At 61.9% G+C, this 22136-nt stretch carries 20 protein-coding genes; 17 read left to right on the forward strand and 3 right to left on the reverse strand.

Features of this window, described 5'->3' with window-relative positions; genetic code table 11:
• Position 1 precedes the first annotated feature (1 nt).
• The 16 genes from FGL65_RS05615 to FGL65_RS05690 all read left to right on the forward strand — a co-directional run bounded on the left by FGL65_RS05615 (position 2) and on the right by FGL65_RS05690 (position 17438).
• Positions 2–2374, forward strand: a complete 2373-nt coding sequence (locus FGL65_RS05615) for an LPS-assembly protein LptD (protein WP_250645581.1) — start codon at positions 2–4, stop codon at positions 2372–2374.
• An 11-nt stretch (positions 2375–2385) separates the two neighbouring features.
• Positions 2386–4227, forward strand: coding sequence for a DNA mismatch repair endonuclease MutL (gene mutL / locus FGL65_RS05620; RefSeq protein ID WP_147820073.1), 1842 nt, complete (start codon positions 2386–2388; stop codon positions 4225–4227).
• A gap of 10 nt (positions 4228–4237) precedes the next feature.
• Positions 4238–5356, forward strand: coding sequence for an alanine racemase (alr, locus tag FGL65_RS05625; protein WP_147820074.1), 1119 nt, complete (start codon positions 4238–4240; stop codon positions 5354–5356).
• 18 nt (positions 5357–5374) lie between these two features.
• Positions 5375–5578, forward strand: coding sequence for a hypothetical protein (locus FGL65_RS05630; RefSeq protein WP_147820075.1), 204 nt, complete (start codon positions 5375–5377; stop codon positions 5576–5578).
• Positions 5579–5858: 280 nt separating this feature from the next.
• Complete coding sequence (locus FGL65_RS05635; protein ID WP_147820076.1) at positions 5859–6095, forward strand: hypothetical protein; 237 nt, start codon at positions 5859–5861, stop codon at positions 6093–6095.
• A gap of 345 nt (positions 6096–6440) precedes the next feature.
• Positions 6441–8228, forward strand: a complete 1788-nt coding sequence (locus FGL65_RS05640) for a HAMP domain-containing sensor histidine kinase (protein WP_147820077.1) — start codon at positions 6441–6443, stop codon at positions 8226–8228.
• A gap of 35 nt (positions 8229–8263) precedes the next feature.
• Positions 8264–9496 carry an inorganic phosphate transporter gene (locus FGL65_RS05645; RefSeq protein ID WP_147820078.1) on the forward strand — a complete coding sequence of 411 codons (1233 nt, stop codon included), beginning with the start codon at positions 8264–8266 and terminating at the stop codon, positions 9494–9496.
• Between the two features lie 54 nt (positions 9497–9550).
• Entirely contained in the window at positions 9551–10225 is a 675-nt protein-coding gene (locus FGL65_RS05650; RefSeq protein ID WP_147820079.1) for a DUF47 domain-containing protein, read from the forward strand.
• Between the two features lie 342 nt (positions 10226–10567).
• Positions 10568–10927 carry a hydrogenase maturation nickel metallochaperone HypA/HybF gene (locus FGL65_RS05655; protein ID WP_348981320.1) on the forward strand — a complete coding sequence of 120 codons (360 nt, stop codon included), beginning with the start codon at positions 10568–10570 and terminating at the stop codon, positions 10925–10927.
• 12 nt (positions 10928–10939) lie between these two features.
• The gene (gene hypB / locus FGL65_RS05660; RefSeq protein ID WP_147820081.1) at positions 10940–11602 is read left to right on the forward strand and encodes a hydrogenase nickel incorporation protein HypB; all 663 of its coding nucleotides are present in this window, start codon (positions 10940–10942) and stop codon (positions 11600–11602) included.
• Between the two features lie 274 nt (positions 11603–11876).
• Positions 11877–13214: a sigma-54 interaction domain-containing protein gene (locus tag FGL65_RS05665; protein ID WP_147820082.1), complete on the forward strand. Its 1338-nt coding sequence runs from the start codon at positions 11877–11879 to the stop codon at positions 13212–13214.
• 133 nt (positions 13215–13347) lie between these two features.
• Positions 13348–13806 (forward strand): NifB/NifX family molybdenum-iron cluster-binding protein, encoded by a 459-nt coding sequence (locus FGL65_RS05670; RefSeq protein ID WP_250645582.1) that lies wholly within the window; start codon positions 13348–13350, stop codon positions 13804–13806.
• Positions 13803–14162, forward strand: a complete 360-nt coding sequence (locus FGL65_RS05675) for a NifB/NifX family molybdenum-iron cluster-binding protein (protein WP_147820084.1) — start codon at positions 13803–13805, stop codon at positions 14160–14162. The genes FGL65_RS05670 and FGL65_RS05675 overlap by 4 nt, the downstream gene beginning before the upstream one ends.
• Positions 14163–14272: 110 nt before the next feature.
• Entirely contained in the window at positions 14273–15535 is a 1263-nt protein-coding gene (locus tag FGL65_RS05680; protein ID WP_147820085.1) for an iron-sulfur cluster carrier protein MrpORP, read from the forward strand.
• Positions 15536–15665: 130 nt separating this feature from the next.
• On the forward strand, positions 15666–16658 hold the full coding sequence (locus FGL65_RS05685) for a 4Fe-4S binding protein (protein WP_348981321.1): 993 nt from the start codon (positions 15666–15668) through the stop codon (positions 16656–16658).
• 123 nt (positions 16659–16781) lie between these two features.
• Positions 16782–17438 carry a CBS domain-containing protein gene (locus tag FGL65_RS05690; RefSeq protein WP_147820086.1) on the forward strand — a complete coding sequence of 219 codons (657 nt, stop codon included), beginning with the start codon at positions 16782–16784 and terminating at the stop codon, positions 17436–17438.
• A gap of 64 nt (positions 17439–17502) precedes the next feature.
• Here the strand turns inward: FGL65_RS05690 and FGL65_RS05695 are convergent, their stop codons facing one another.
• Positions 17503–18153 carry a pyruvoyl-dependent arginine decarboxylase gene (locus tag FGL65_RS05695; protein WP_250645583.1) on the reverse strand — a complete coding sequence of 217 codons (651 nt, stop codon included), beginning with the start codon at positions 18151–18153 and terminating at the stop codon, positions 17503–17505.
• 156 nt (positions 18154–18309) lie between these two features.
• Here FGL65_RS05695 and FGL65_RS05700 point away from each other — a divergent pair, with 156 nt between their 5' ends.
• Entirely contained in the window at positions 18310–19452 is a 1143-nt protein-coding gene (locus FGL65_RS05700; protein ID WP_147820087.1) for an acyltransferase family protein, read from the forward strand.
• Between the two features lie 87 nt (positions 19453–19539).
• Here the strand turns inward: FGL65_RS05700 and FGL65_RS05705 are convergent, their stop codons facing one another.
• Positions 19540–20934 carry an alanine/glycine:cation symporter family protein gene (locus FGL65_RS05705; RefSeq protein WP_147820088.1) on the reverse strand — a complete coding sequence of 465 codons (1395 nt, stop codon included), beginning with the start codon at positions 20932–20934 and terminating at the stop codon, positions 19540–19542.
• Between the two features lie 86 nt (positions 20935–21020).
• Positions 21021–22133 (reverse strand): alanine dehydrogenase, encoded by a 1113-nt coding sequence (gene ald, locus FGL65_RS05710; RefSeq protein ID WP_147820089.1) that lies wholly within the window; start codon positions 22131–22133, stop codon positions 21021–21023.
• Positions 22134–22136: the final 3 nt, after the last annotated feature.

Below are 22136 nucleotides of genomic sequence, written 5' to 3' on the forward strand. Positions count from 1 at the left end.
TTTGAGACTTAAACCGCAGCGCTCTGTCTTTCTGGCGATGGTGATCGCCGCCCTTCTGCTATGCCTGCCGCTGGTGCTGCTGGGCAAGTCCCCCCGCATCTCCGAGGTGCGGCGGTACGTGCCCATGCAGGATATTCCCAAGCCCGTGGAAACGGACAAGTGGGTCTTCACCGCCGACAAGGTGGTGGGCGACCATGTCAGCGAATACCTGGCGGCCACCGGCAACTGCACCCTGACCATGGGCGAGGACTCTATCCGCGCCGATTATGCCCGCTACTACCGGGATACCGGCTGGATCTACCTGCGCGGCAACATCCGCGCCCGGTGGGAGGGCGACTTCCTGGAGGCCACCGAGGCAGAGTTCGACCTGAACAACATGCTCGGCTGGCTCAAGAACGGCCGAATCTTCGTGGCCAAGCCCCATGTCTTCGTTGAAGCCGAGCTGCTGGAACGCAAACCCGGCGACACCTATGCCTTCAAGAACGCCCGGGTGACCCGCTGCAGCGGCGAGCGGCCGGACTGGTCCATGACCGCGGCCTACGGCGATATCAAACTGGACGGCAACGTACGCATCTGGCACAGCGCATTCCGCATCAAGGACGTGCCCGTGGCCTACTGGCCCTGGGCTTCCCTGCCCACGGGCGGGAAGCGGGAAAGCGGTTTCCTCATGCCCGAGGTCGGGTCCAGCAACCGGCTCGGCTTCAAGATCAACCAGCCGTACTACTGGGTCATCAACGACGAGGCCGACGCCACCTTTTACGAAAACTGGATGAGCAAGCGCGGGCTCATGCAGGGGGTGGAGCTGCGCTATGCGCCAAACACCGAAACCAAGGCCATGTTCCTGGGTACTTGGCTCAATGACGCGCGCGTGGACAGGACCGAGGCCGACGAGGACAGCCAGTTCGACGACGATGGCCTGACCCGCCCCAACCGCAACCGCTGGTGGATGGTGGGCAAGTATACCGGCTGGCTGGGCGGCACCCAATGGCGCGTCAAGGCCGATATGGATCTCGTGTCCGACCAGAACTATCTGCGCGAGTTCAAGGAAGGCATGATCGGCTACGACAAGATTTCCTCCGAGCTGGAGGACAAGCTCGGCCGCAGTCTTGATGACGCCGATTCCTTGGTGCGCACCAACCAGATTTTCCTGTCCCGCAGCTGGGACAAGGGCGGGGTGGTGGCCCGGGCCGAATATCTGCAGAACCTGATGTTCATGAACGGGAATTACAACGACAGCAAGAATTTCACGGTGCAGACCCTGCCACAGCTGGAGGGTTTCCTGTGGAAGGATTCCCTGCTCGGGTCCATGTTCGAGTTCGAGGCCGACGCCCAGTACAGTTATTTCCACCGCAACTATGGCGATTCCGGGCATCGTTTGGATCTGCGCCCGTCGGTGAGCCTGCCTCTGCGCAGCCGTTATCTCACGGTCATTCCCAAGGCCACGGGCTACCAGACCTTGTATGATACCGACAAGGAAGACGCCAGCATAACCATCAATAACGTGACTTATGTGAGCGACCGTACCGAGGACGGCTTCAATTCGCGTACGGTCTGGGAGGGCGGGGTTTCCCTGTTCTCGGAACTGGAACGTATCTATATGCTCAACGAGCCGGTCCAGCCGACCCTGAGCAATTCCGGCGTCAGCCGCTGGACCCGGCTGCGCCACTCGGTCGAACCTCGGGTGGAATATTCCTACCGGCCCAATCGCACGGGGCAGTCCAAGCTGCCCTATTTCGATTCCCGCGACCGCCTCTACGGGGAAAACGAGACCACCTATTCCCTGACCAACGTGTTCGACCGCAGGCGGGACCAGGTGGTCATGGTGGCCAATGCGGACGGTACCACCACGCCGGTGCTCCAGACCGATTACCTGGATTTTCTGACCGTGCGTTTCGCCCAGTCCTATGATCAAAACGAGGCCACCCGCAAGGACTTGCAGGACAGGTACGACCGCAGGCCGTTCTCCGATTTCATGGCCGAGGTCATTCTTCAGCCCGAGGACTATGTCTCCCTGACCATGCGGGCCTGGTTCTCGCCCTACATGGGCAAGATCACCGAGCACGAGCATCTGCTGACCCTGTACAAGGAGGGGCTTGGCAAGGTCTACATGGGCTTGGACTTCCGGGAGCCCGTGGACGAGTACAAGCGCACCCGCGACGAACGCATGAACATCCTGCGCGCCGGGGCCACCTGGCAGTTTGCCGAAAACTTCGAATTGGGGCTGGACTGGCGGCAGAATATCGACGACAACAGGAACCTGGAAACCGAGGTCAACCTGCGCTGGATGCAGGAGTGCTGGGACATGATCCTGTACTTCAAGTCCGAGCCCGGCGACACCAGCTACGGCGTCCGGTTCGACCTGTTCAATTTCTAGGAAGCGAATCCATGTCCGAAAGAAAGAGAATACAGCCGCTGCCGCCGAGCCTGCGGAACCAGATCGCCGCGGGCGAGGTGGTGGAACGCCCGGCCAGCGTTGTCAAGGAACTGGTGGAAAACAGCCTGGACGCGGGAGCCACCCGGGTGGACGTGACCCTGGAGCAGGGCGGGCGTTCGCTCATGGTGGTGCAGGACAACGGCTGGGGCATCGACCAGGAGGAACTCGGCCTGGCCGTGACCCGGCACGCCACCAGCAAGATCAGCGAACTGGCCGACCTGACGTCCATCGCCTCCTTTGGTTTTCGCGGCGAGGCCCTGCCCAGCATTGCCTCGGTTTCGCATTTTAGGATGACCTCCCGGGCGCAGGGCGCGGCCAGCGCCTGGTTCATCGAGGTCCGCTCGGGCGAGGTGGAGGCCGAGGGGCCGGCAGCCCTGGCCGCGGGCACGCGCGTGGAAGTGCGCGGGCTTTTTTCCAATGTCCCGGCCCGTCTCAAATTTCTCAAGACCGAAAGCACCGAGAACAAGCGCTGCCAGGACAGCCTCATGCGCATCAGCCTGGCGCACCCCCAGGCCGGTTTTTCCCTTTCCGTCAACGGCCGCCAGTCTTTCCGGCTTCCCGCGGACCAGACCCTGGAGGCGCGCATGGCCGAGTTCTGGCCGCCCGCCGTCTGCCAGGGTCTGCGTTCCTTCGATGCCGAGCGCGACGGCTACCGCGTGCACGGGCTGGCCGGTTCTCCCAATACGGCCCAGGGGCGCGGCGACCGCATGCTCCTGTTCGTCAACGGCAGGCCCGTGGCCGACAAGGTCATGCTCCAGGCCGTGCGCCAGGCCTACAAGGGCATGTTGCTTTCCCGCGAATATCCCCAGGTCGTGCTTTTCCTGGAGCTGCCGCCCTCCGAGGTGGACGTGAACGTGCATCCGGCCAAGATGGAGGTCCGTTTCATGGACGAGAGCGCCGTGTTCGCCACGGTGCGCCGGGGCATCATGCAGGCCCTGGCCTCGACCGAAGCCACCTTCGTTCCCGAGGCGCCAAGCGTGCCGGTGCGTCCGGGCGAGCCCCTGCGCGAGTATGGAGTGCGGCCGGACTCCCCGGAGCCCTCCAAACGGTCGCATGTTCCGGCCGGGGAACCCAAGTTTGCCTCGTACCGGGAGTACCGGTCCGTGACGTCCTCGCCGAGACCCGAGCCGGTGGCCACATCCGTGGGCCTGCCCATTGCGCCTCCGGTGTATGAGGACATTTCCGACGGTTTCGAACCGCAGGCACCCTCGGCAAGGATGGAGGGCCCCCGGCCCATGGAGCTGGCGGGCACGGACATTACCTACCTGGGGCAGTTCGCGGACACCTATCTCATTCTCAAGCAGGGCGGGCAGCTGGTGCTGCTGGACCAGCACGCGGCCCACGAGCGGGTGCTGCTGGAGGCCATGAAGCGCGAGCGCACTTCCGGCAATTCCCAGCCCCTGGCCATTCCCCTGGAAATTCCTCTGCACCCCAGCGAGGCCGATCAGCTCCAGGAGCTGTGGGACGGTCTGCGTTCCATGGGCTTTCTGCTGGAGATGGCCGGACGCGAGCGGGTGCTGGTCAAGGGCGTGCCCCCGACCCTGGAGGCGGGCCAGGCCCGGGAATACCTTGCGGACGCCCTGGTTTCCAGGGCAAAGGGTCTGGAGGACCTGTGGATCATGCTCTCCTGCAAGTCGGCCATCAAGGCCGGGCAGTCTCTGGCCCACGACGAGGTCATGGCCCTGCTCGAGGCCTGGCTGGCAACGCCGGACCGGGAGTTCTGCCCCCATGGCAGACCCGTGACCATCCGCTGGGGGGCTTCGGAGCTGGAAAAACTTTTCAAGCGCAAATAGGACCGCTGCCATGATTGCCTATTCCAAGTTGCAGGTGCGTGTCGATCTGGAGGCCATCACTCATAATTACCGGCTGCTGAAGGAGATCGGCGGGCGGATCATCCCGGTGATCAAGTCCGACGCCTACGGACATGGCCTGTGCGAGGTGGCCCGGGCCCTGGAACCCGAAGGGGCCGACACCTGCGCCGTGGGGTATGTGCACGAGGGCGTGCAACTCCGGGATTCGGGCTATGCGGGCCGCATCATCAGCCTGCTGGGGCCGGTGGACGCCCCGGATTTCGCGGCCCTGGGTCCCAGGGGCATCGTTCCCTTCATTGGCCATGCCGATACCCTGGGCGCCCTGGGCAGGGAAGTCTCGGACCCGGTGGACATAGCCCTCAAATTTGATACGGGTATGTCGCGGTTGGGATTCCGGCCGGAACAGCTTCCGGAAATTCTGGATTTCTGTGCGCGCCATCCGCATATCCGGCCGGTCATGGTCGCCTCCCATCTGGCCGTCGCCGACGAGCCGCAGCGCAGCGGCCTGACAACGGAGCAATGCACTGTCTTCCTGGAGGTGGTGGACCAGTTGCGCGGCGCCGGGTACGCGGTGGAGGCCAGCCTGGCCAACTCCGCAGCCATCCTGGGCCACGAACAGTGCCTGTGCGACAGCCAGCGCGCCGGGATCGCCCTGTACGGGGCCAATCCCTTTGAAGGTACGGAATGGAGGCACGTGGGCGAAGCGCTGCTTCCGGCCATGGAGGTCTCCGCCCCGGTGCTGAGCGTGCACGCCCTCGACAAAGGCCAGGGCATCAGTTACGGGCATACCTATGTGGCCGAGGAGGACATGCTTGTGGCCGTGGTCGGGGTCGGGTATGCCGACTGCTACAGCCGAGGGCTTTCCAACAGGGGCTGGATGAATTTCAGGGGGCACCGCGTGCCCGTGGTGGGCCGGGTCTGCATGCAGATGACCTGCGTGGACGTGACGGGCCTTGCCGGGAAGGGCGAGGCCGTGCGCGTGGGCGATGTCGTTCACCTGCTGGGCGGTCCCGCGCCGGGGCGCATCCTGCCGGGCGAACTGGCCGAATGGTGGGAAACCATCCCCTACGAAGTCTTTTGTCTCTTGGGAATGAACCCGAGAAGCTATTAATTACAAGGAGCGAGCAATATGGGTTGGGTCGTGGCTGAAAGCTATCCCATGGAGGAGATGGAAAAGGAAGGCGTGAGCCCGGACTGGCTGCGCGGCAAATGGGAAAATGTGGCCGAGGATATGGCGCTTATCCCTGAAACCAACGTACGCGTGGAGATTCGCAACGGCGTCTGCTTTCTGGAGGTTTCCGAGGAGTTGATGGCCTGCATGCGCGGCATGTAAGAGTCCCATTACTATATACATAGTATGCTGTTTCCAAGGACGGCGGCCCGAAGCGTATGCAAACGCGGGGCTGCCGTCTTTTCGTTCCCTGCGGCGCTTGCGGAACGGAAACATGTTTCTGGGGGATTCTCCCGGCTGTACGGGGGATTCCCCCTTTTTGTGTGCAAATACGGGCTTTTCCGTGCAGGCGTGTTGACAGGTTTGCGCTTTTCCTCGATAGAATGTGCAATAAATATTCGCTTAACCCGTATCGTGCCCCGGCCCGTCCGGAGGGGGAAACATGAACGGCAGCTATCAGAAAAGCCTGACCATGAACCATAACATTTTATTGAGCCGCGTCTTTGGCGGCGCCTGCGGCATGGCCGCCGGTTTTGCCTGCGGCATGCGCGTCAACGATGAATTCCTGACCCTGGCCTTCGGGGTCATGGGGGCCTTCCTGGGCCTGAGCATGGGCTTTGTCCGTTCGCTGGTGTTGGCGCTGGCCGTGGTGCTCGGCGTCCATCTCTTCATGATGTAGTTTTCGTACTTCCAAGTTGCCAAGGGCCGCCTTCGGGCGGCTTTTTTGTGGCCTTCGGGCAGGAATTTTTGCCAACCGCCATGCCCCTGTGACAATGACGCGACGCCGTGATGCTATGGAATTTCCGGAAGCGGGATGGATTTCGCGACTCCTGTCGGAGGGGTTGTGGCGGCGTTCCGCCTTTCCTTAATCATCAGCCAGGCGATATCGGCTCTTGCGCCACCTGTAACGCAATTGTAACATTTTTCTTGTAACGTTGCCGTAACAAGTGTGGTAGGGGTGCGCACGCGAGCGGAGTGCGTTCGCGAATACCAGGATGTCGAGTATCGGAAACGGGTAAAGAGAATGAGATTGCGTTCCTTTCAGATGCGGCTGCTTGTGTGGGGCTGGGCCATGCTGCTTCTCGCCCTTGCGGTGGCCTTTTTCTATTCCTCCACCCTGGTGGGCTCCGAACTGGTCCGGGAGACCGAGCGGAAGTCCCGGCAACAGCTCGACACGGTCAAGTGGCTGCTGCGGGGGCATGCGTCCTTTGCCGACGAACAGGCCCTGGATTCCTGGGCAAAGACCCTTGCCTCCAAGCTGGGCAGCCGTATCACCTATATCGTCAACGGCCGCGTGGTGGCCGACTCCGAAGTGCCCTACGACAGGGTGTCCGCCATGGAGGACCACGGCAAGCGGCCCGAGGTGCTCGCCGCGGTGGCCGACGGCGTGGGCATGCACCTGCGCTACAGCACCACCCTGGAAAAGGACATGATCTATGTGGCCTGCGCCATGGACGCCTTTGCCGGTCTTCCTTCCGGTGTGCTGCGCCTGGCGGTTCCCTTTTCCCAGGTGCAGGACCGCCTCAACAGCCTGCGCATCAATTTCCTGTGGCTTTTTCTGGGCATCCTGGCCGCAGCGGCCGGGCTCTCCGCCTATCTTTCCCATAACATGGGTCGTTCCATCCGCGCCTTTTCCGAGGTGGCTCGCCAGATAGGCGAGGGCGACTATTCCATGCGCCTGCGCTCGTTTCCGGGGGGCGAGTTCCAGCCCCTGGCCTCCTCGGTCAACGCCATGGCCCGGAAGATCGAGAAGCACATCCAGACCATCGAGGACCAGAAGGGACGTCTTCGGGCCATGTTCGAAGGCATGGACGAGGGGGTCATGGCCCTGGACCACGAAGGCCGGGTCATGTCCTACAACGCGGCCATGGATGAGATGATTTCCATGCCCGGCACGGCCGTGGGCCGCACGCCCATCGAGGTCACCCGCCGCTACGAGATCCAGAATCTCGTGGACAGGCTCCTTTCCGAGGACATCGATTTCGTCAAGACCGAGATAGAGCTCATGGACGGGCGCATCGTGGACGTTTCCGGCCTGCCCTACAACGACCATCACGGCGCGCGGAAGCTCATCCTCGTCTTCCACGACATCACCGTGATCAAGCGGGCGGAAAAGGGGCTGCGCGACTTCGTGGCCAACGCCTCCCACCAGCTTCGCACCCCCCTGACCAGCATCAAGGGGTACTCCGAAACCCTGCTTGACAATCCTCCGAAAGACTTCGAAGGTGCACGCAGCTTTCTTGAGATCATCGTCAAGAATGCCGACCATATGAACAAGGTCATCTCCAGCATGCTGGCTCTGGCGAAATCCGAGCAGATGGGAAAAGCCTTGAAAATTGTTCCCGTGTCCGGCAGGGAAGTCCTGCATCGGGCACTTGATGACCTGACCCTCCTGGCCGGGGAGCGCAACATTCGCTTTGAGCTGGCGCTCCCGGAGAAAGCCGAACTGGAGGTCATGGGCGAACCGGACGGACTGCTGCACGTGTTTCACAACCTGATGCAGAATGCCGTCAAGTACAGCCCCGAGGGCGGGGTCATCACCGTTTCCGCCGAGGTGGGGGACGGCTCCGTATCCTTCTGTGTGGAGGACCAGGGGCCGGGTATCTCCAAGGAGCACAGTCTCAAGGTGTTCGAGCGGTTCTTCCGCGTGGACGAGAATACCATCGACGGCCATGGCAGCGCAGGGCTGGGCCTTGCCATCTGCCGGCGCATCGTCAAGAACTTCGGCGGCGAAATCTGGCATGACGGCTATGGTGAGGATACACGGGGCGCGCGGTTCTGTTTCCGCCTGAAAGCGCCCAGGGCGTCCTGAATCTTCCATAAACCGTCCCCTCAGGAGGGGGATTGATGGATTTATACGATCTGTTCTTTTACATGTCCCTGTTTGCGGGCTTCATGATGGCGTTCAACCTGGGCGCCAACGATGTCGCCAACTCCATGGCCTCGGCCGTGGGGGCAAAGGCCATTACCGTCCGGCAGGCGGTCCTCATCGCCGGGGTCCTCAACTTTGCCGGCGCAGTGTTTCTGGGCTCCCACGTCACGGCCACCGTGAGCAAGGGGATCATCGACCCGAGCCGCATCGACGCCACGGTCATGATGATCGGCATGTTCTCGGCGCTCCTGGCCGCCGGGGTCTGGGTGCTCATCGCCACCCTGACGTCGCTGCCGGTTTCCTCCACCCACTCCATCGTGGGGGCCATCACCGGCTTCGGCATCTCCGCCGGGGGCATGGACGTGGTCAATTGGCTCAAGATGGGCGGCATTGTCATGTCCTGGGTCATCTCCCCGTTTTTTGCAGCCATCATCGGTTTCGTGGTTTTCAGCCATATCCGGCGCTTCATTCTCTACAAGAAGCACTTCATCGAGCAGGCCCGGCGCTGGGCGCCGTTCTGGGTGGCCGTCACCGCCATCCTGATTTCCCTGTCCTTCCTGTACAAGACTCCCATAGGCAAAAGCCTCGCACTGCCCTGGCCGGTCTCCATCGGCATTGCCGTGGCCCTGTCCGCAGTCGTGTTCCTGCTGGCGCGCATGTGGGTCAACCGCATCGTGGTGAACGTGGAAGAGGGCGCCGAGGGCGTGGAAATGGTCTTCCGCAAGATGCAGGTGGGCACCTCCTGTTACGTGGCCCTTTCCCAGGGCGCCAACGACGTGGCCAACGCCATCGGACCGGTGGCCGCCATCTATCTCATTGCCAAGGAACACCAGCTCCTGGCCAAGGCCGAAGTGCCCCTGGTCATGCTCGTGCTGGGCGGCCTGGGCATTGCCGTGGGTATCGCGGTGCTGGGCCACAAGGTCATGGCCACCGTGGGCCAGAAACTCACCACCCTGACCAATACCCGCGGTTTCGCCGTGGACTTTGGTGCGGCAAGCACCGTGCTGGTGGCCTCCAACCTGGGGCTGCCCGTTTCCACCACCCATGCGGCCGTGGGGGCCGTGGTGGGCGTTGGCATTGCGCGCGGCTTCGGGGCCGTGGATTTCCGGGTGCTGGGCAAGATCGTTTTCTACTGGGTGCTTACGGTTCCCATTGCGGCCTTCACCAGTATTCTGATATTCGAGTTATTGAAGTGGATGTGCCTTTAATATTCAAGATACCGGCAACTTGCTGATTGCATACATTTTTTACGGAGTGATTACATGTACTTGAAGATTCCCTTTTTCGGCCTCATTGCCAAGCGTCCCCCCATGGAAGGGCTCATCGAGCACTACGACAAGATCGCCGAGTGCATCGCCACCATCGACGAGTCCCTGGAGTGCTATGTTTCCGGCGGCGTCTGTCGTGAATTCGAGGAGTTGGCAAAGACCATCGACACCATCGAGAACCATGCCGACAAGATCAAGCGCAACATCCGCAACCATTTGCCGCGCGGCCTGTTCATGGCCGTGGACAAGGGCATGTTCCTGAACTACACCAAGTTCCAGGACAACATCCTGGATGCGGCCCAGGACGCCCTGCACTGGCTGGGCATGCGCCCGGTTCCGGTGCCGCCCGCGTTCCAGAAGGATCTCATCAACCTGCTGGACAGCGTGCGCCACGCCACCGAACTGCTTGGCCCGGCCCTCAAGAACACCATCGCCCTGGTGCACGGCGAATCCCTGGACCGCCAGGGCACCAAGGAGAGCTACCGCAAGGTGCGCCATGAGCGCGAGGTGATCCGCAAGGCCGCCTACAGGCTGCAGAGCAAGATCTACAATTCGGATATCGACTTCAAGGATATTTACCAGCTGACCCATTTCATCGATTGCCTCAGCCAGATGGGACACAACTGCGAGAACTGCGTTGATACGTTGCGCAACATGATCGCCCGCTAGGCGGCCCAGAAAGCACCGTCTACTTTGTTACTGCAAAAACGCCAGACCCTCGCGTATGTCATATACGCGTCGGGTCTGGCTTTTTTTTGTGCCGCGTATCCGGCATTTTCTGAACCGCCTGGGGTTGGGGTTTCTGGGCTTCGGCATCCATAGCTGTCAGGGTTCGCGTCGGGCCTGCTTTTTTTGTGTCGCGTGGCTGCCGCTGCTCTATTCATGGACTGGAAAAAACGGCGGGAGGGCGCTTTGCATTCCAGAGCGGGGCGGCATGGTATGGCGGATTATATGGGCGGCCGTCTTGCCGTGGATGGGGATTTGCGGTAAGCCATTCTTCCTATGCATGAAATGTCCATAGCCCAAAGCATTTTGTCCATTCTCGAGGACGAGATGACCAAGCGAGACATCGCCAAGCTCAAGCGGGTGGTCATCAAGAACGGCGCCCTGGCCGGAGTGGTTTCCGACGCCCTCCATTTCGCCTGGACCGCCCTGACTCCCGACACCCGGTTCGACGGCACCATCCTGGAGCTGGAGGAGATTCCGCTCAAGGTGAAGTGTGGTGAGTGCGGGGAGGAATTCCACCCCGACGACACCAAGTACATGCCGTGTCCCAAGTGCGAGGCCATGCTCGGTCACGAGGTCCTGGAGGGCAAAGAATTGTATATTGATTTCGTGGAACCCGCAGACGAAGAAGACCCGGCCGAATAAGGAGCTTTTGAGATGAGCATGGAAGTCCCCATTGTCAGAAACGTTCTGGAAGCCAACGACAGGATCGCCCAAGACCTGAAGAAGATTTTTCGCGAAAAGGGCATCCTGTGCCTGAACCTCATGAGTTCGCCGGGCGCTGGCAAGACCAGCCTGCTGGAGCGTACGCTTACGGACCTCAAGGACGAGTTCAAGATGGCCGTGGTGGAAGGCGATCTTCAGACCGACAATGACGCGCGCCGCGTGGCCGCCACCGGCGCACAGGCCGTGCAGGTGAACACCGAGGGCGGCTGCCACCTGGATTCCGGCATGGTGCTGGATGCCATGAAGTCCATGAACCTGGACGGTATCGACATCCTGTTCGTGGAAAACGTGGGCAACCTGGTCTGCCCGGCCGAGTTCGATGTGGGCGAAGACTACAAGGTCACGCTCCTGTCCGTCACCGAGGGCGACGACAAGCCCGAGAAATATCCCCTCATGTTCCACATTTCGGCCGTCATGCTGCTGAACAAGGTGGACCTGCTGCCCTATGTGGACTTCAGCCTGGACGTTGCGGCCAACCACGCCAAGCGCCTGAACAAGGACATCGAAGTAATGCCCATTTCCTGCCGCAACGGCGACGGGCTGGAAACGTGGTACAAATGGCTGAGAGAGAAGAGGGCTGAAAAGAAAGCCTAAACAGGGGCTGCTCAGGCGGGGCGTTGCCCCTGCACCCCACCAAAGGGCCAAGCCTTTTGGAATTCTGGATAATAAAAAGAGACCCGGCCTCGCAAAGCGAGGCCGGGTCTCTTTTTACAGATAAGGGATGAGCCGTTGGCGAGTCTTCGGGCCTTACGGATGAGGACAGCAGCGATGCCCTCCGGAGGCCTATTTTTTCGAGAGGGCAAATTTTTTGCCCAAAACGGGTATTTCAGTACTTTTCATAGGGATGAATCGGGCGTAGGGTACGCCCATGTCATTTCCCAAAGAGCTCCCTTTCGAAGATGTGCTGTCCTCCATCGCGGACGGTTTGTTCACGGTGGATGCGGACTGGAACATCACCTATTTCAACGAGGCCGCCGAGCGCATCACCGGCATCCCGGCCGAAGAGGCCATGGGCCAGAAATGCCGCGACGTGTTCCATTCCAGTCTCTGCGACGGGTCCTGCGCCCTGAAGGAATGCATCGACTGCGGGGGAGTGATTTCCGGCAAGTCCATCTTTATTGTCCGGCCCGACGGCGAGCGGGTGCCCGTGTCCATTTCCGCCGCGCCCCTGCGCAACGCCAGGGGCGATGTGGTGGGCGGGGTGGAGACCTTTCGCGACCTCACCGAACTGCACCTCATGCGCCGCAAGGTGGAGGACCTGTATTCCTTCGAGGACATCGTGGGCCGCAGCGAGGCGCTGGGGAAGATATTCCGCATCCTGCCGCAGGTGAGCCGCAGCGAGGCCACGGTGCTGCTGCTGGGCGAGTCCGGCACGGGCAAGGAGCTGTTCGCCCGCGCCGTGCACAATCTGAGCGACCGGCGCGACGGCCCGTTCGTGGCCGTGAACTGCGGCGCATTGCCCGACACCCTGCTGGAATCCGAGCTGTTCGGATACAAGGCGGGCGCGTTCACGGACGCCAAGGGCGACAAGCCCGGCCGCTTCGAGCTGGCCCGGGGCGGCACCATCTTCCTGGACGAGATCGGCGACCTGCCAGCCAAGCTCCAGGTCAAGCTGCTGCGCGTGCTGCAGGAAAAGGTCTACGAGCCGTTGGGAGGGGTCAAGCCCCAGCCCACGGACGTGCGCGTGGTGGCCGCCACCAACCGCGACCTGGAATCCCTGGTGGCCGACGGCAGCTTCCGCCAGGACCTCTATTACCGGCTCAACGTGGTCACCCTCCGTTTGCCGTCCCTGCGCGAGCGCCCCGAGGATATCCCGCTGCTCACGGACCATTTCATCCGCGAGTACAACGCCCTGCAGGGCAAGTGCGTGGAGGGGATCTCCGAGGACGTCATGGCCCTGCTGCTGCGCCATGATTTTCCGGGCAATGTGCGCGAGCTGGAGAACATCCTCGAATTCGCCTTCATTCTCTGTTCCTCGGGCTTCATCCAGCTGGAGCACCTGCCGGACAGTATCCGCCCCAGCCTGGGGCAGGACGCGGGCCTGGGCATGGTGGGCACCCTGGAGGAGATCAAGTGCCGCGCGGTCATGAGCGCGTTGGAGCGCAACCAGGGCCGCAAGATGGCCACCTGCCGCGAGCTGGGCATATCCAAGGACACCCTGCGCCGCATGATCCAGCGCTGCGACGAGCTCTCGGCGGGCGAATAATACGCCCCGCAATTCCCCTGCGGCGTAGATTGCGCCGCTCCGCACCTGGGTGCGTTTTCTTATTTAGCTGAAATAACAGATGAAAGTGAATGGCACAGGCTGTGCTATGGGGCCTGCAGGAGTTATGACCAGTATGAGCGAAACCATCATCTGCCTTGCCTGTTACGGCGACCGGCTCGCATCCGTTTTCGACAATGCGGACGAGTTCCGTTTCTACAAGGTGGATGGCGACGGAATTTACCCCGCAGGCCACCTATCCCTTCCCTCAAAGGACCCAATGGACAGGACATCCGCCATACAGGCCTGCGGGGTAAGTACGCTCATCTGTGGTGCTGTATGCAGGCGGACGCAACAGCAGTTCATCAACGCAGGCATCACCGTCCGTCCCTGGGTCAGGGGCGGCGTCGAGGAAGTACTCGAAGCGTTCCGCAGCGACACCTTGAGTGCGCTGGCCATGCCCGGCTGCCGTGCCGCGGCCGACAGCAGCGCCACGCCGGGAATGAGCTGCTGCCGGGCCGGCAGAGGTTTGGGACGGCGACGGGCCGGGGCGGACGGTGTCCTGAATATGGATAACAAACGGAGGCGGTCATGAAAATAGCCATCAGCAGCGGCGGTCCGGACCTGAACGGTCCCCTGGATCCCCGTTTCGGACGTGCGGCGGGTTTCGTCATCTTCGACCTGGAAACCGGTGCGCATGAATTTGTGGACAATACCCAGAATTTGACGCTCGCCCAGGGCGCCGGCATACAGGCCGCCCAGAACGTCGCGGCCACCGGAGCCAAGGCGGTCGTTACCGGGCACGTGGGCCCCAAGGCCTACAAGGCGCTCAGCCACGGCGGCATCGGGGTGTTTCTCGGCGCGGGCGGTTCCATCCAGGAACTGGTGGAAGCCTACAAGGCTGGAACGCTGCAGGAAGCCGCGGGTCCGGACAAGGAAGGCCACTGGTAGGAGACTGCCGGAAAAAGATTGCCGGGGCGGTTTGACACGACCGCCCCAGTGCTTATTTCTTGCTTTGCACCGGCCTTGGCCGGAATCCCACTTTTTTAGGAGAAAAGAACATGAGTGACGCATGTGGAAGCTGCTCCTCCGCCACCCCCGGCGGCGGATGCTCCAGCGGCGGTTGCGACAAGGGCCCCGAGAATCTCAAGCTCGAGAAAACCCTGAGCCGCATCAAGCATAAGATTGTGGTCATGTCCGGCAAGGGCGGGGTGGGCAAGTCCACCGTCGCCACCAACATTGCCGTGGCCCTTTCCCTGGCCGGGAAGCGCGTCGGCCTGCTCGACGTGGACGTGCACGGCCCGTCCATCCCGCGTCTGCTTTCCCTGGAAGGCCAGCAGCCGCATATCGGCGACCAGGTCATCGAACCCATTTCCTGGAGCCGCAACCTTTGGGTCATGTCCCTGGGCTTCATGCTGCCCAGCAAGAACGACGCGGTCATCTGGCGCGGTCCGGTGAAGATCGGCCTGATCAAGCAGTTCGTGGAAGACGTGGCCTGGGGCGACCTGGACTACCTCATCGTCGACTGCCCTCCGGGCACTGGCGACGAGCCGCTTTCCACCCTGCAGACCCTGGGCCAGGACGCACACGCGGTCATCGTCACCACCCCGCAGGGCGTGGCCGTGGACGACGTGCGCCGCTCGGTCTCCTTTGTGCGCCAGCTGGGCAACCCCCTGCTGGGCATCGTGGAGAACATGTCCGGTTTCGCCTGCCCCGAGTGCGGCACTGTACACAACATCTTCAGCACGGGCGGCGGTGAAGCCCTGGCCGCTGAAATGGGCGCCAAGTTCCTGGGACGCATTCCCATGGACCCGGAAGTGGCCCGCTCCGGCGACGACGGCTTCCCCCTGGTCAAGGTGGACCACGACAGCGCCACCGCCCAGGCCATGAACGCCATCATCAAGCCCATGCTCGGCATGGCCGACCTTCTTCAGGAGAACAATATGATGCCCAAGATCGACGATCTGCCCAGCGAAAACGGCAAGGTCCGCATCGCCATTCCGGTGGTGGGCATGACCCTGTGCAACCACTTCGGCCATTGCGAAAAATTCGCCATCGTGGACGTGGACACCGAACTCAAGTCCATCATCGCCACCACCCTGGAAACCCCGCCGCCGCATGAGCCGGGCGTGATTCCGGCATGGTGCGCGGACCAGAAGGTCAACCTGGTCATCGCTGGCGGCATGGGCGCCAGGGCCCAGGCCATGTTCACCGACAGGGGCGTCAAGGTCATCACCGGCGCTCCCGCCGTCGCTCCCGAGGAAATCGTCAACAAGTTCCTCGCAGGCTCCCTGGTCACCGGCCAGAACACCTGCGACCACTAGTCGGCGTTCCCTATAGACACCTCCATTCCCAATGACGGAGAGGCGCTGCCATGCAGCGCCTCTTTGTTTTTTTGGGCGCAGGTTCCGGTCATGGGTTGACGTTGTGGGAGGGCGGCGTATACCAGCCCTCATGCACATGCCCACGTCCAACCGCGTTTTCAATCCGTTCTCGCTCCGGCGCATCATCCAGGTTTCGTTCGCCCTGTTCTGTCTCTATGCGGGCTGGCGCTTCCTCCTTTTCGTGGAGTGGGCCAGGGGCGGCTCGCAGACCTTTGTTCCCAAGCCCGCTTCCGTGGAGGGATTTTTGCCCATCAGCGCCCTGCTGGGCCTGAAGCGGCTTTTGCTCACGGGCCAGTGGGACCCGGTGCACCCGGCCGGGCTGACCATTTTCGTGGCGGCCCTGGTCATGGCCTGGCTGTTCCGCAAGGGCTTTTGCGGCTATATCTGCCCGGTGGGCCTGGTCTCCAACATGGCCGAGAAGCTGGGGCGCAGGCTGGGTCTGGCCCTGGTGCCGCCCAGGTGGGCGGACTATCCGCTCATGGCCGTGAAATACGTGATGCTGGGCTTTTTCCTGTACACCACCTTTGTCTCCATGAGCCTGCGGGGCATCGAGCAGTTCATCCGCGCACCGTACAACATGGTGGCCGACGCCAAGATGCTCGACTTCTTCGTTGCGCCGTCGTCCACGGCCCTGGGCGCGCTGGCAGTGCTTGCCGTGCTCGGCGTGGTGGTGCGCAACTTCTGGTGCCGGTACCTGTGCCCCTATGGCGCGCTGCTGGGCCTGTGCTCCCTGCTCAGCCCGCTGGGCATCCGCCGGGACGCGGACCGCTGCGTGGGTTGCGGCAAGTGCGACCGCATCTGCCCGGGCGGCATCACGGTGTCGGGCAAGATCAGCGTGAATTCGCCCGAGTGCATGGGCTGCACCGCCTGCGTGGGGGCCTGTCCCGTGGAGGGCTGCCTGTCCGTGAGCGCCGGGAGCAGGCGGCTGCCGTTCTGGGTGCCCGCCCTGGGCGCGGTGGGCGTGCTGCTGCTGGCCTATGCGGCGGCACGGGCCACGGGCCATTGGGATACGGGCATGCCCGCGGACATGGTGCGGCGCATGTACATGTCGTTCGGGGGCTGATGTTCTGGAGACTTACTCCTTGACTTCCTTCCCGGACCCTGCTTCATAGGTGCATACCCATTGGAGCCCCAAGAGAGCCACGCGTTCACCCCGCCTGTGGACGCCATTTCAGGAGGATGCTGAATGTTCGTAGGATTCAAGATGTTGCAGGATTTCGCCACCGTCACTCCGCAGACCCTGGTCAAGGACGCCCAGAAAAAGCTGGAAGAGGACAAGCTCTGGATGTTGCTTGTGGTGGATGAGGCAGGAGAACTGGTCGGATACGTTCCCAAGGAGGATATTGCCGGCGCCTTGCCCGGCGTGGTCAAAGCCATGGAGCGCCTTGGCGAGACCGTATTCCTGGACAAGCTGACCATCGAGGACATCCTGCGCCGCGACATCCGGAAGATTTCCCCCGAGGCCGAAGTGGAGGCCGCCGCGGACATGATGCACGAGATGAACCTGGCCGGGCTGGCCGTGGTGGACGGCGCGGGAGTGATCCTGGGCTACGTCAACCGCGACGCCATGCTCGACGTTCTGGTGGAGGAGATGGGCTTCCGCGAGGGAGGCTGCCGCATCACCGTGGACGTGGAGGACAAGACCGGCGTGCTTTACGAGGCCGCCGGGGTCATTGCCAACATGAAGCTTTCCATCATTTCCTCGTCCACCTTCTTCAAGGGCGAACGTCGCCTCATCGTGCTGCGTGTGGCCACCGAGGACGCCGCGCCCGTGGAGACCGCACTCAGGGAGCGCGGTTTCAAGCTGGTCGAACCGCAGGATTTCCAGGGCAACTGGAACTGATCCGCCACAAGCGAACGCAAGAAGCAAGCCCCCGGTTCAAGCGAGCCGGGGGCTTTTTCATGTCCTACTTCTGGAGAGGGAAGGGCTCGGGGTAGATGAAGCCCACGAAGCCCAGCGCCGAAAGCGCGATGCCGTAGTTTTTGGTGATCTGCAGGGAGGTGATGTCGAAGGTCATGTCTCCCTTCTGCTTGAGCCCCCGGATGGAAAGCTCGTGGTTGAGGGACTTGGTCAGCTGGGCCTTGGCATCCGCATAGGCCTTGTCCTTGTCCACGGTCTCGCCGCTGTAGATGCGTTCGTATTCGGCCGCGAAGCCGCCTATGTACTTGCCGTCCTTGTCCACTGCCCAGACCCGGCCCACGCCGGTGGCCACGGTGTCTCCCTTCACGCCTCCGGCCTTGGCCATGATGGTTTCCAGCACCGAGCCGTGGCGGATGTACGGCTTGGCCTTTTCAAAGGGGACCTCATAGGACTCGGGCGGAAGCACCGAGGTGTAGTAGACCACATTGAAATTCTCGATGCCCGCGTCCAGCAGGGCCAGGTCGTAGGAAAAGGTTTCGTACGGGTCGGGCGGGATGCCGTCGTCGGACTGGCCCACGCCGGTGACCGCGAAATAGGCCGTGGGGATTCGCGGGCCGAAGTTTTCCTGGGCCCGGGCGCACACGGCGATCATCAGGATACCGATAACCATGCAGCAAGTGACGATTCTGGATTTCATGTTCACCTCTCGGCTGAAATTGGATTTCGCATATCCTAGCATCGATCAAACGCACTGCAATAGAAAGCGAAGGAATCTAACCCGGCTAACAATTGTTTACAGTTTTTCGCGCGGAATACTTTGCCATAAAATCATTTGTTTACTATTTGGATCCCTATGAATGCCCGCAGATACGATATCGACAACATCCGCATCCTGGCCACGCTGGTCATTTTCCTGTTCCACAATGCCCGGCTCTTCGACACCTTTGGCTGGCACGTGAAGAACGCCCAGACTTCCGTCTATTTTTCCCTTTTTGTGGGCTTTATCGACGCGTGGGTCATGCCGCTCTTCTTTCTGCTTTCAGGCATGGCCGCATGGTATTCACTGGGCCGCCGCACGGGCGGGCTGTTCCTCAAGGAGCGGGCGCTGCGGCTGCTCGTGCCCGTGTACACCGTGGGGGTGGTGCTGCTTCTGCCGCCCCAGTTCGCCCTGGATCGCATCACCAGCGGCATGACCTTTGGCGGCTGGCTGCAGGGCTACGGGTATTTCTTCCAGCGCATGGGCTTTGACTTCGAGCCGCCCTTTGTGCGTTTCTTTTCGGGGCATCTCTGGTTTCTGTGGTTCCTGTTTTATGTCTCGCTGGCGACGCTGCCCGTATTCCTGTGGCTGCGCTCGGAATCCGGCGGAAGGGTCCGCAAGCGCATCGCGGCCGCCTGCACCGGAGGCGTCGGACCGTTCCTGCTCGTCATTCCCCTTTTTCTGGTGCTCATGAGTCTGCGCGGCGTGTTTCATGGTGAGCATACCTGGGCCGACTTCGGGTATTTCTCGCTTTACTCGATCATCGGCTACATCTTCGCCTCGGACGAACGGTTTGTTCCGGCCCTGCAGCGGTGCGCTCCGTGGGCCTTGCTGGTGGGCGTGGCGGGATTCGGCGCGGAAATGCATTTTCTTCTCGGGACGGGCTACCCGATGCATGCCCAGTCCTTTTTCCCCTTCCTGCCGTATACCCTGTACCAGGTGACCATGAGCCTGCAGACGCTGAGCTGGATTGTCGTCATTTTGGGCTACGGTTCCCGCCTGCTGACCGAAAAGCGCGACTGGACGGTTTGGGGCAACGAGGCCGTGCTTCCGTTTTATATCCTTCATCAGACCGCCATACTGATCGCGGGTTGGTACGTGGTCCAGCTGGATTTGCCCATGCTGGTCAAGTGCGTGATCAACACCATAGCGAGCCTGACCATGATTCTTGTGACCTACGGAGTTTTGATCAGGCCCTTGAATCCGGTCCGTTTTCTCTTCGGGATGCATTCGAAATAGGAACCGCAACAGCGGGCGCATGAAAAAGCCCCCTCCGGGCGGAAAGTCCGGAGGGGGCGTGCTTTTGTTGTCGCCGGGCCTTGGGGCCTAGTCTTCGGTCTGCGAAGCCGGTTCGAGGCTGCCGGAGCGGCCGCGCCGCTGTATGGCCTCGAAGTACTTCCTGGTTTCCCCGACCACGACCGGGGTCAGCAGGAGCAGGCCCACGAGGTTGGGAATGGCCATCAGCCCGTTCAGGGCGTCCGAGATGTTCCAGACAAGGCTGAGCTTGGCCACTGCCCCTGCCCCCACAAAACAGATGAAGAGGAGGCGGTAGGGCATGACGGCCTTCACGCCGAGCAGGTACTCGATGGACTTTTCGCCGTAGTAGCTCCAGCCGAGAATGGTGGAGTAGGCGAACAGGATCAGGCCGATGGTGACCACATGGTCCCCGCCGGGCATGCCTGCGGCAAAGGCGACTGTGGTCAGTTCCGCGCCGGTCAGTCCGTTGGACCATGCCCCGGTGAGGATGAGCACCAGGCCGGTCATGGTACAGACCACCAGAGTGTCGATGAAGGTCTGGGTCATGGACACCAGGGCCTGGGTGACAGGCTGCTTGGTCTGAGCAGCGGCCGCCGCGATGGGGGCGCTTCCCAGGCCGGATTCATTGGAGAACACGCCGCGCGCGACCCCCATCCGGATACACATCATGATGGATGCCCCGGCAAAGCCGCCCACGGCGGCCGTGGGATGGAATGCCTGGTCGATGATCAGCCCGAGGGCTGCGGGAATGCCGCCTATATTGGTGAAGATGATGTACGAAGCGCCGGTCATGTAGAAGACGATCATGATCGGGACGAAGAAGCCGGTTACCTGACCGATCTTCTTGATGCCGCCCAGGATGACCGCGGCGACGCAGACCATGAGAACCACACCGGTGACGAACGGGGAGACCTGGTAGGTCGCCTCCACTGCGTCGGCAATGGAGTTGGACTGGACCATGTTGCCGATTCCGAAGGCCGCCACCGAGGCGAAGCAGGCGAAGACCGCACCCAGCCAGGGTTTCTTGAGGCCCTTGGATATGTAGTACATGGGCCCGCCGCTCATTTCGCCGTTTTCGTCCACGACGCGGTATTTCACGGCCAGAACGGCTTCGGCGTACTTGGTGGCCATGCCGACCAGGCCGGTGACCCACATCCAGAACAGCGCGCCCGGTCCGCCCACGGCGATGGCCGTTGCCACGCCCGCGATGTTCCCGGTCCCGACCGTTGCCGAAAGCGCGGTCATCAGGGCCTGGAAGTGGGTGATATCCCCGGGTTCGTCGGTTGCTTCCTTGCGTTTGATAAGCGCCAGGTAGAGGGCGTAGCCCAGTTTCCTGATCTGGAGCCCGCGCAGGGCAAAGGTGAGCCATACGCCGGTTCCCACCAGCAGGATCAGCATGGGCGGCCCCCAGGCGAACGCTCCTATTTTTCCAACCACTCCATCCAATATAGTCAAAAATTCCATCTCATCTCCTTGGTTTGGTTACCTTGGATTCCGAAGGGCAAACTCCTTGATAAGCATCGTTGTTGAATTGCCGTGAGCCTTTTCCTTTACAGCACGTTGTCCACGGGGACGTATTCCAGACCGAAGGCGTCCGCCACACCCTTGTAGGTGACCTTGCCGTTGACGATGTTCAGGCCGGTCTTGATGGCGTTGTTTTCGATGGCGGCCTGCTTCCAGCCCTTGTTGGCGATTTCCAGGGCGTAGGGCAGGGTCGCGTTGGTCAGGGCCATGGTCGAGGTGACGGGCACTGCGCCGGGCATGTTCGCCACGCAGTAGTGGATCACGCCTTCGACCTCGTACACCGGGTTGCGGTGGGTCGTGGGCTGGGAGGTCTCGAAGCAACCGCCCTGGTCGATGGCCACGTCTACGATGACGGCGCCCTTCTTCATGGACTTGAGCATCTCGCGGGTGACGAGCTTCGGCGCCTTGGTCCCGGCGACAAGTACTGCACCGATAACCACGTCCGCGTCAAGAACCAGCTCGCGCAGCAGGGCCGGGCTGCTCATCATGGGGAAGCAATTCTTGGGCATCACTTCCGAGAGGTAGCGGAGCCGCGCCAGGTTCATGTCCAGCAGGGAGACCTTCGCGCCCAGGCCGCAGGCCATCTGCGCCGCATTGGTGCCGACCACGCCGCCGCCGATGACGACCACGTTGGCCGGGGCCACGCCGGTGACACCGCCCATGAGCAGGCCGCGTCCGCCGAAGTCGCGTTCCAGGTACTTGGCTCCTTCCTGGATGGACATGCGGCCGGCGACTTCACTCATCGGGGTGAGGAGCGGCAGGTCACCGGCGGGGCCTTCCACGGTTTCGTAAGCGATGGCGATGGACTTGTTGGCCACGAACGCGCGGGTCAGGGGCTCGTCCGGGGCGAAGTGGAAATAGGTGAAGACGATCTGGTCTTCGCGGACCATGTCGTATTCCGAAGGTTGCGGTTCCTTCACGTGCATGACCATGTCCGAGGCGGCGTAGATTTCGGCCGGGGTTTCGACGATCCTGGCGCCCGCGGCCGCATAGGCCTCGTCCGGGAAGCCGCTGCCAACCCCTGCCGAGGCTTCGACCATGACCTCGTGCCCGTTGGCACACATGATTTCGACTCCGGTGGGGGTCATGGCGACTCTATTTTCCGCTGCCTTGATTTCTTTCAAGATTCCAACTTTCATTTT

It is taken from the genome of Salidesulfovibrio onnuriiensis (assembly GCF_008001235.1).
Classification (GTDB): Bacteria; Desulfobacterota; Desulfovibrionia; order Desulfovibrionales; family Desulfovibrionaceae; genus Pseudodesulfovibrio; species Pseudodesulfovibrio onnuriiensis.

What these genes read in the sequence shown, in the direction of transcription:
- FGL65_RS05650 (WP_147820079.1), top strand. Translation starts at nt 9,551, where the DNA reads ATGTACTTGAAGATTCCCTTTTTCGGCCTCATTGCCAAGCGTCCCCCC.
- FGL65_RS05675 (WP_147820084.1), top strand. Translation starts at nt 13,803, where the DNA reads ATGAAAATAGCCATCAGCAGCGGCGGTCCGGACCTGAACGGTCCCCTG.
- FGL65_RS05690 (WP_147820086.1), top strand. Translation starts at nt 16,782, where the DNA reads ATGTTCGTAGGATTCAAGATGTTGCAGGATTTCGCCACCGTCACTCCG.
- mutL (WP_147820073.1), top strand. Translation starts at nt 2,386, where the DNA reads ATGTCCGAAAGAAAGAGAATACAGCCGCTGCCGCCGAGCCTGCGGAAC.
- FGL65_RS05685 (WP_348981321.1), top strand. Translation starts at nt 15,666, where the DNA reads ATGCACATGCCCACGTCCAACCGCGTTTTCAATCCGTTCTCGCTCCGG.
- FGL65_RS05640 (WP_147820077.1), top strand. Translation starts at nt 6,441, where the DNA reads ATGAGATTGCGTTCCTTTCAGATGCGGCTGCTTGTGTGGGGCTGGGCC.
- FGL65_RS05665 (WP_147820082.1), top strand. Translation starts at nt 11,877, where the DNA reads ATGTCATTTCCCAAAGAGCTCCCTTTCGAAGATGTGCTGTCCTCCATC.
- FGL65_RS05695 (WP_250645583.1), bottom strand. Translation starts at nt 18,153, where the DNA reads ATGAAATCCAGAATCGTCACTTGCTGCATGGTTATCGGTATCCTGATG.
- FGL65_RS05680 (WP_147820085.1), top strand. Translation starts at nt 14,273, where the DNA reads ATGAGTGACGCATGTGGAAGCTGCTCCTCCGCCACCCCCGGCGGCGGA.
- FGL65_RS05670 (WP_250645582.1), top strand. Translation starts at nt 13,348, where the DNA reads ATGAGCGAAACCATCATCTGCCTTGCCTGTTACGGCGACCGGCTCGCA.
- hypB (WP_147820081.1), top strand. Translation starts at nt 10,940, where the DNA reads ATGAGCATGGAAGTCCCCATTGTCAGAAACGTTCTGGAAGCCAACGAC.
- FGL65_RS05705 (WP_147820088.1), bottom strand. Translation starts at nt 20,934, where the DNA reads ATGGAATTTTTGACTATATTGGATGGAGTGGTTGGAAAAATAGGAGCG.
- FGL65_RS05645 (WP_147820078.1), top strand. Translation starts at nt 8,264, where the DNA reads ATGGATTTATACGATCTGTTCTTTTACATGTCCCTGTTTGCGGGCTTC.
- FGL65_RS05630 (WP_147820075.1), top strand. Translation starts at nt 5,375, where the DNA reads ATGGGTTGGGTCGTGGCTGAAAGCTATCCCATGGAGGAGATGGAAAAG.
- ald (WP_147820089.1), bottom strand. Translation starts at nt 22,133, where the DNA reads ATGAAAGTTGGAATCTTGAAAGAAATCAAGGCAGCGGAAAATAGAGTC.
- FGL65_RS05700 (WP_147820087.1), top strand. Translation starts at nt 18,310, where the DNA reads ATGAATGCCCGCAGATACGATATCGACAACATCCGCATCCTGGCCACG.
- FGL65_RS05635 (WP_147820076.1), top strand. Translation starts at nt 5,859, where the DNA reads ATGAACGGCAGCTATCAGAAAAGCCTGACCATGAACCATAACATTTTA.
- alr (WP_147820074.1), top strand. Translation starts at nt 4,238, where the DNA reads ATGATTGCCTATTCCAAGTTGCAGGTGCGTGTCGATCTGGAGGCCATC.
- FGL65_RS05655 (WP_348981320.1), top strand. Translation starts at nt 10,568, where the DNA reads ATGTCCATAGCCCAAAGCATTTTGTCCATTCTCGAGGACGAGATGACC.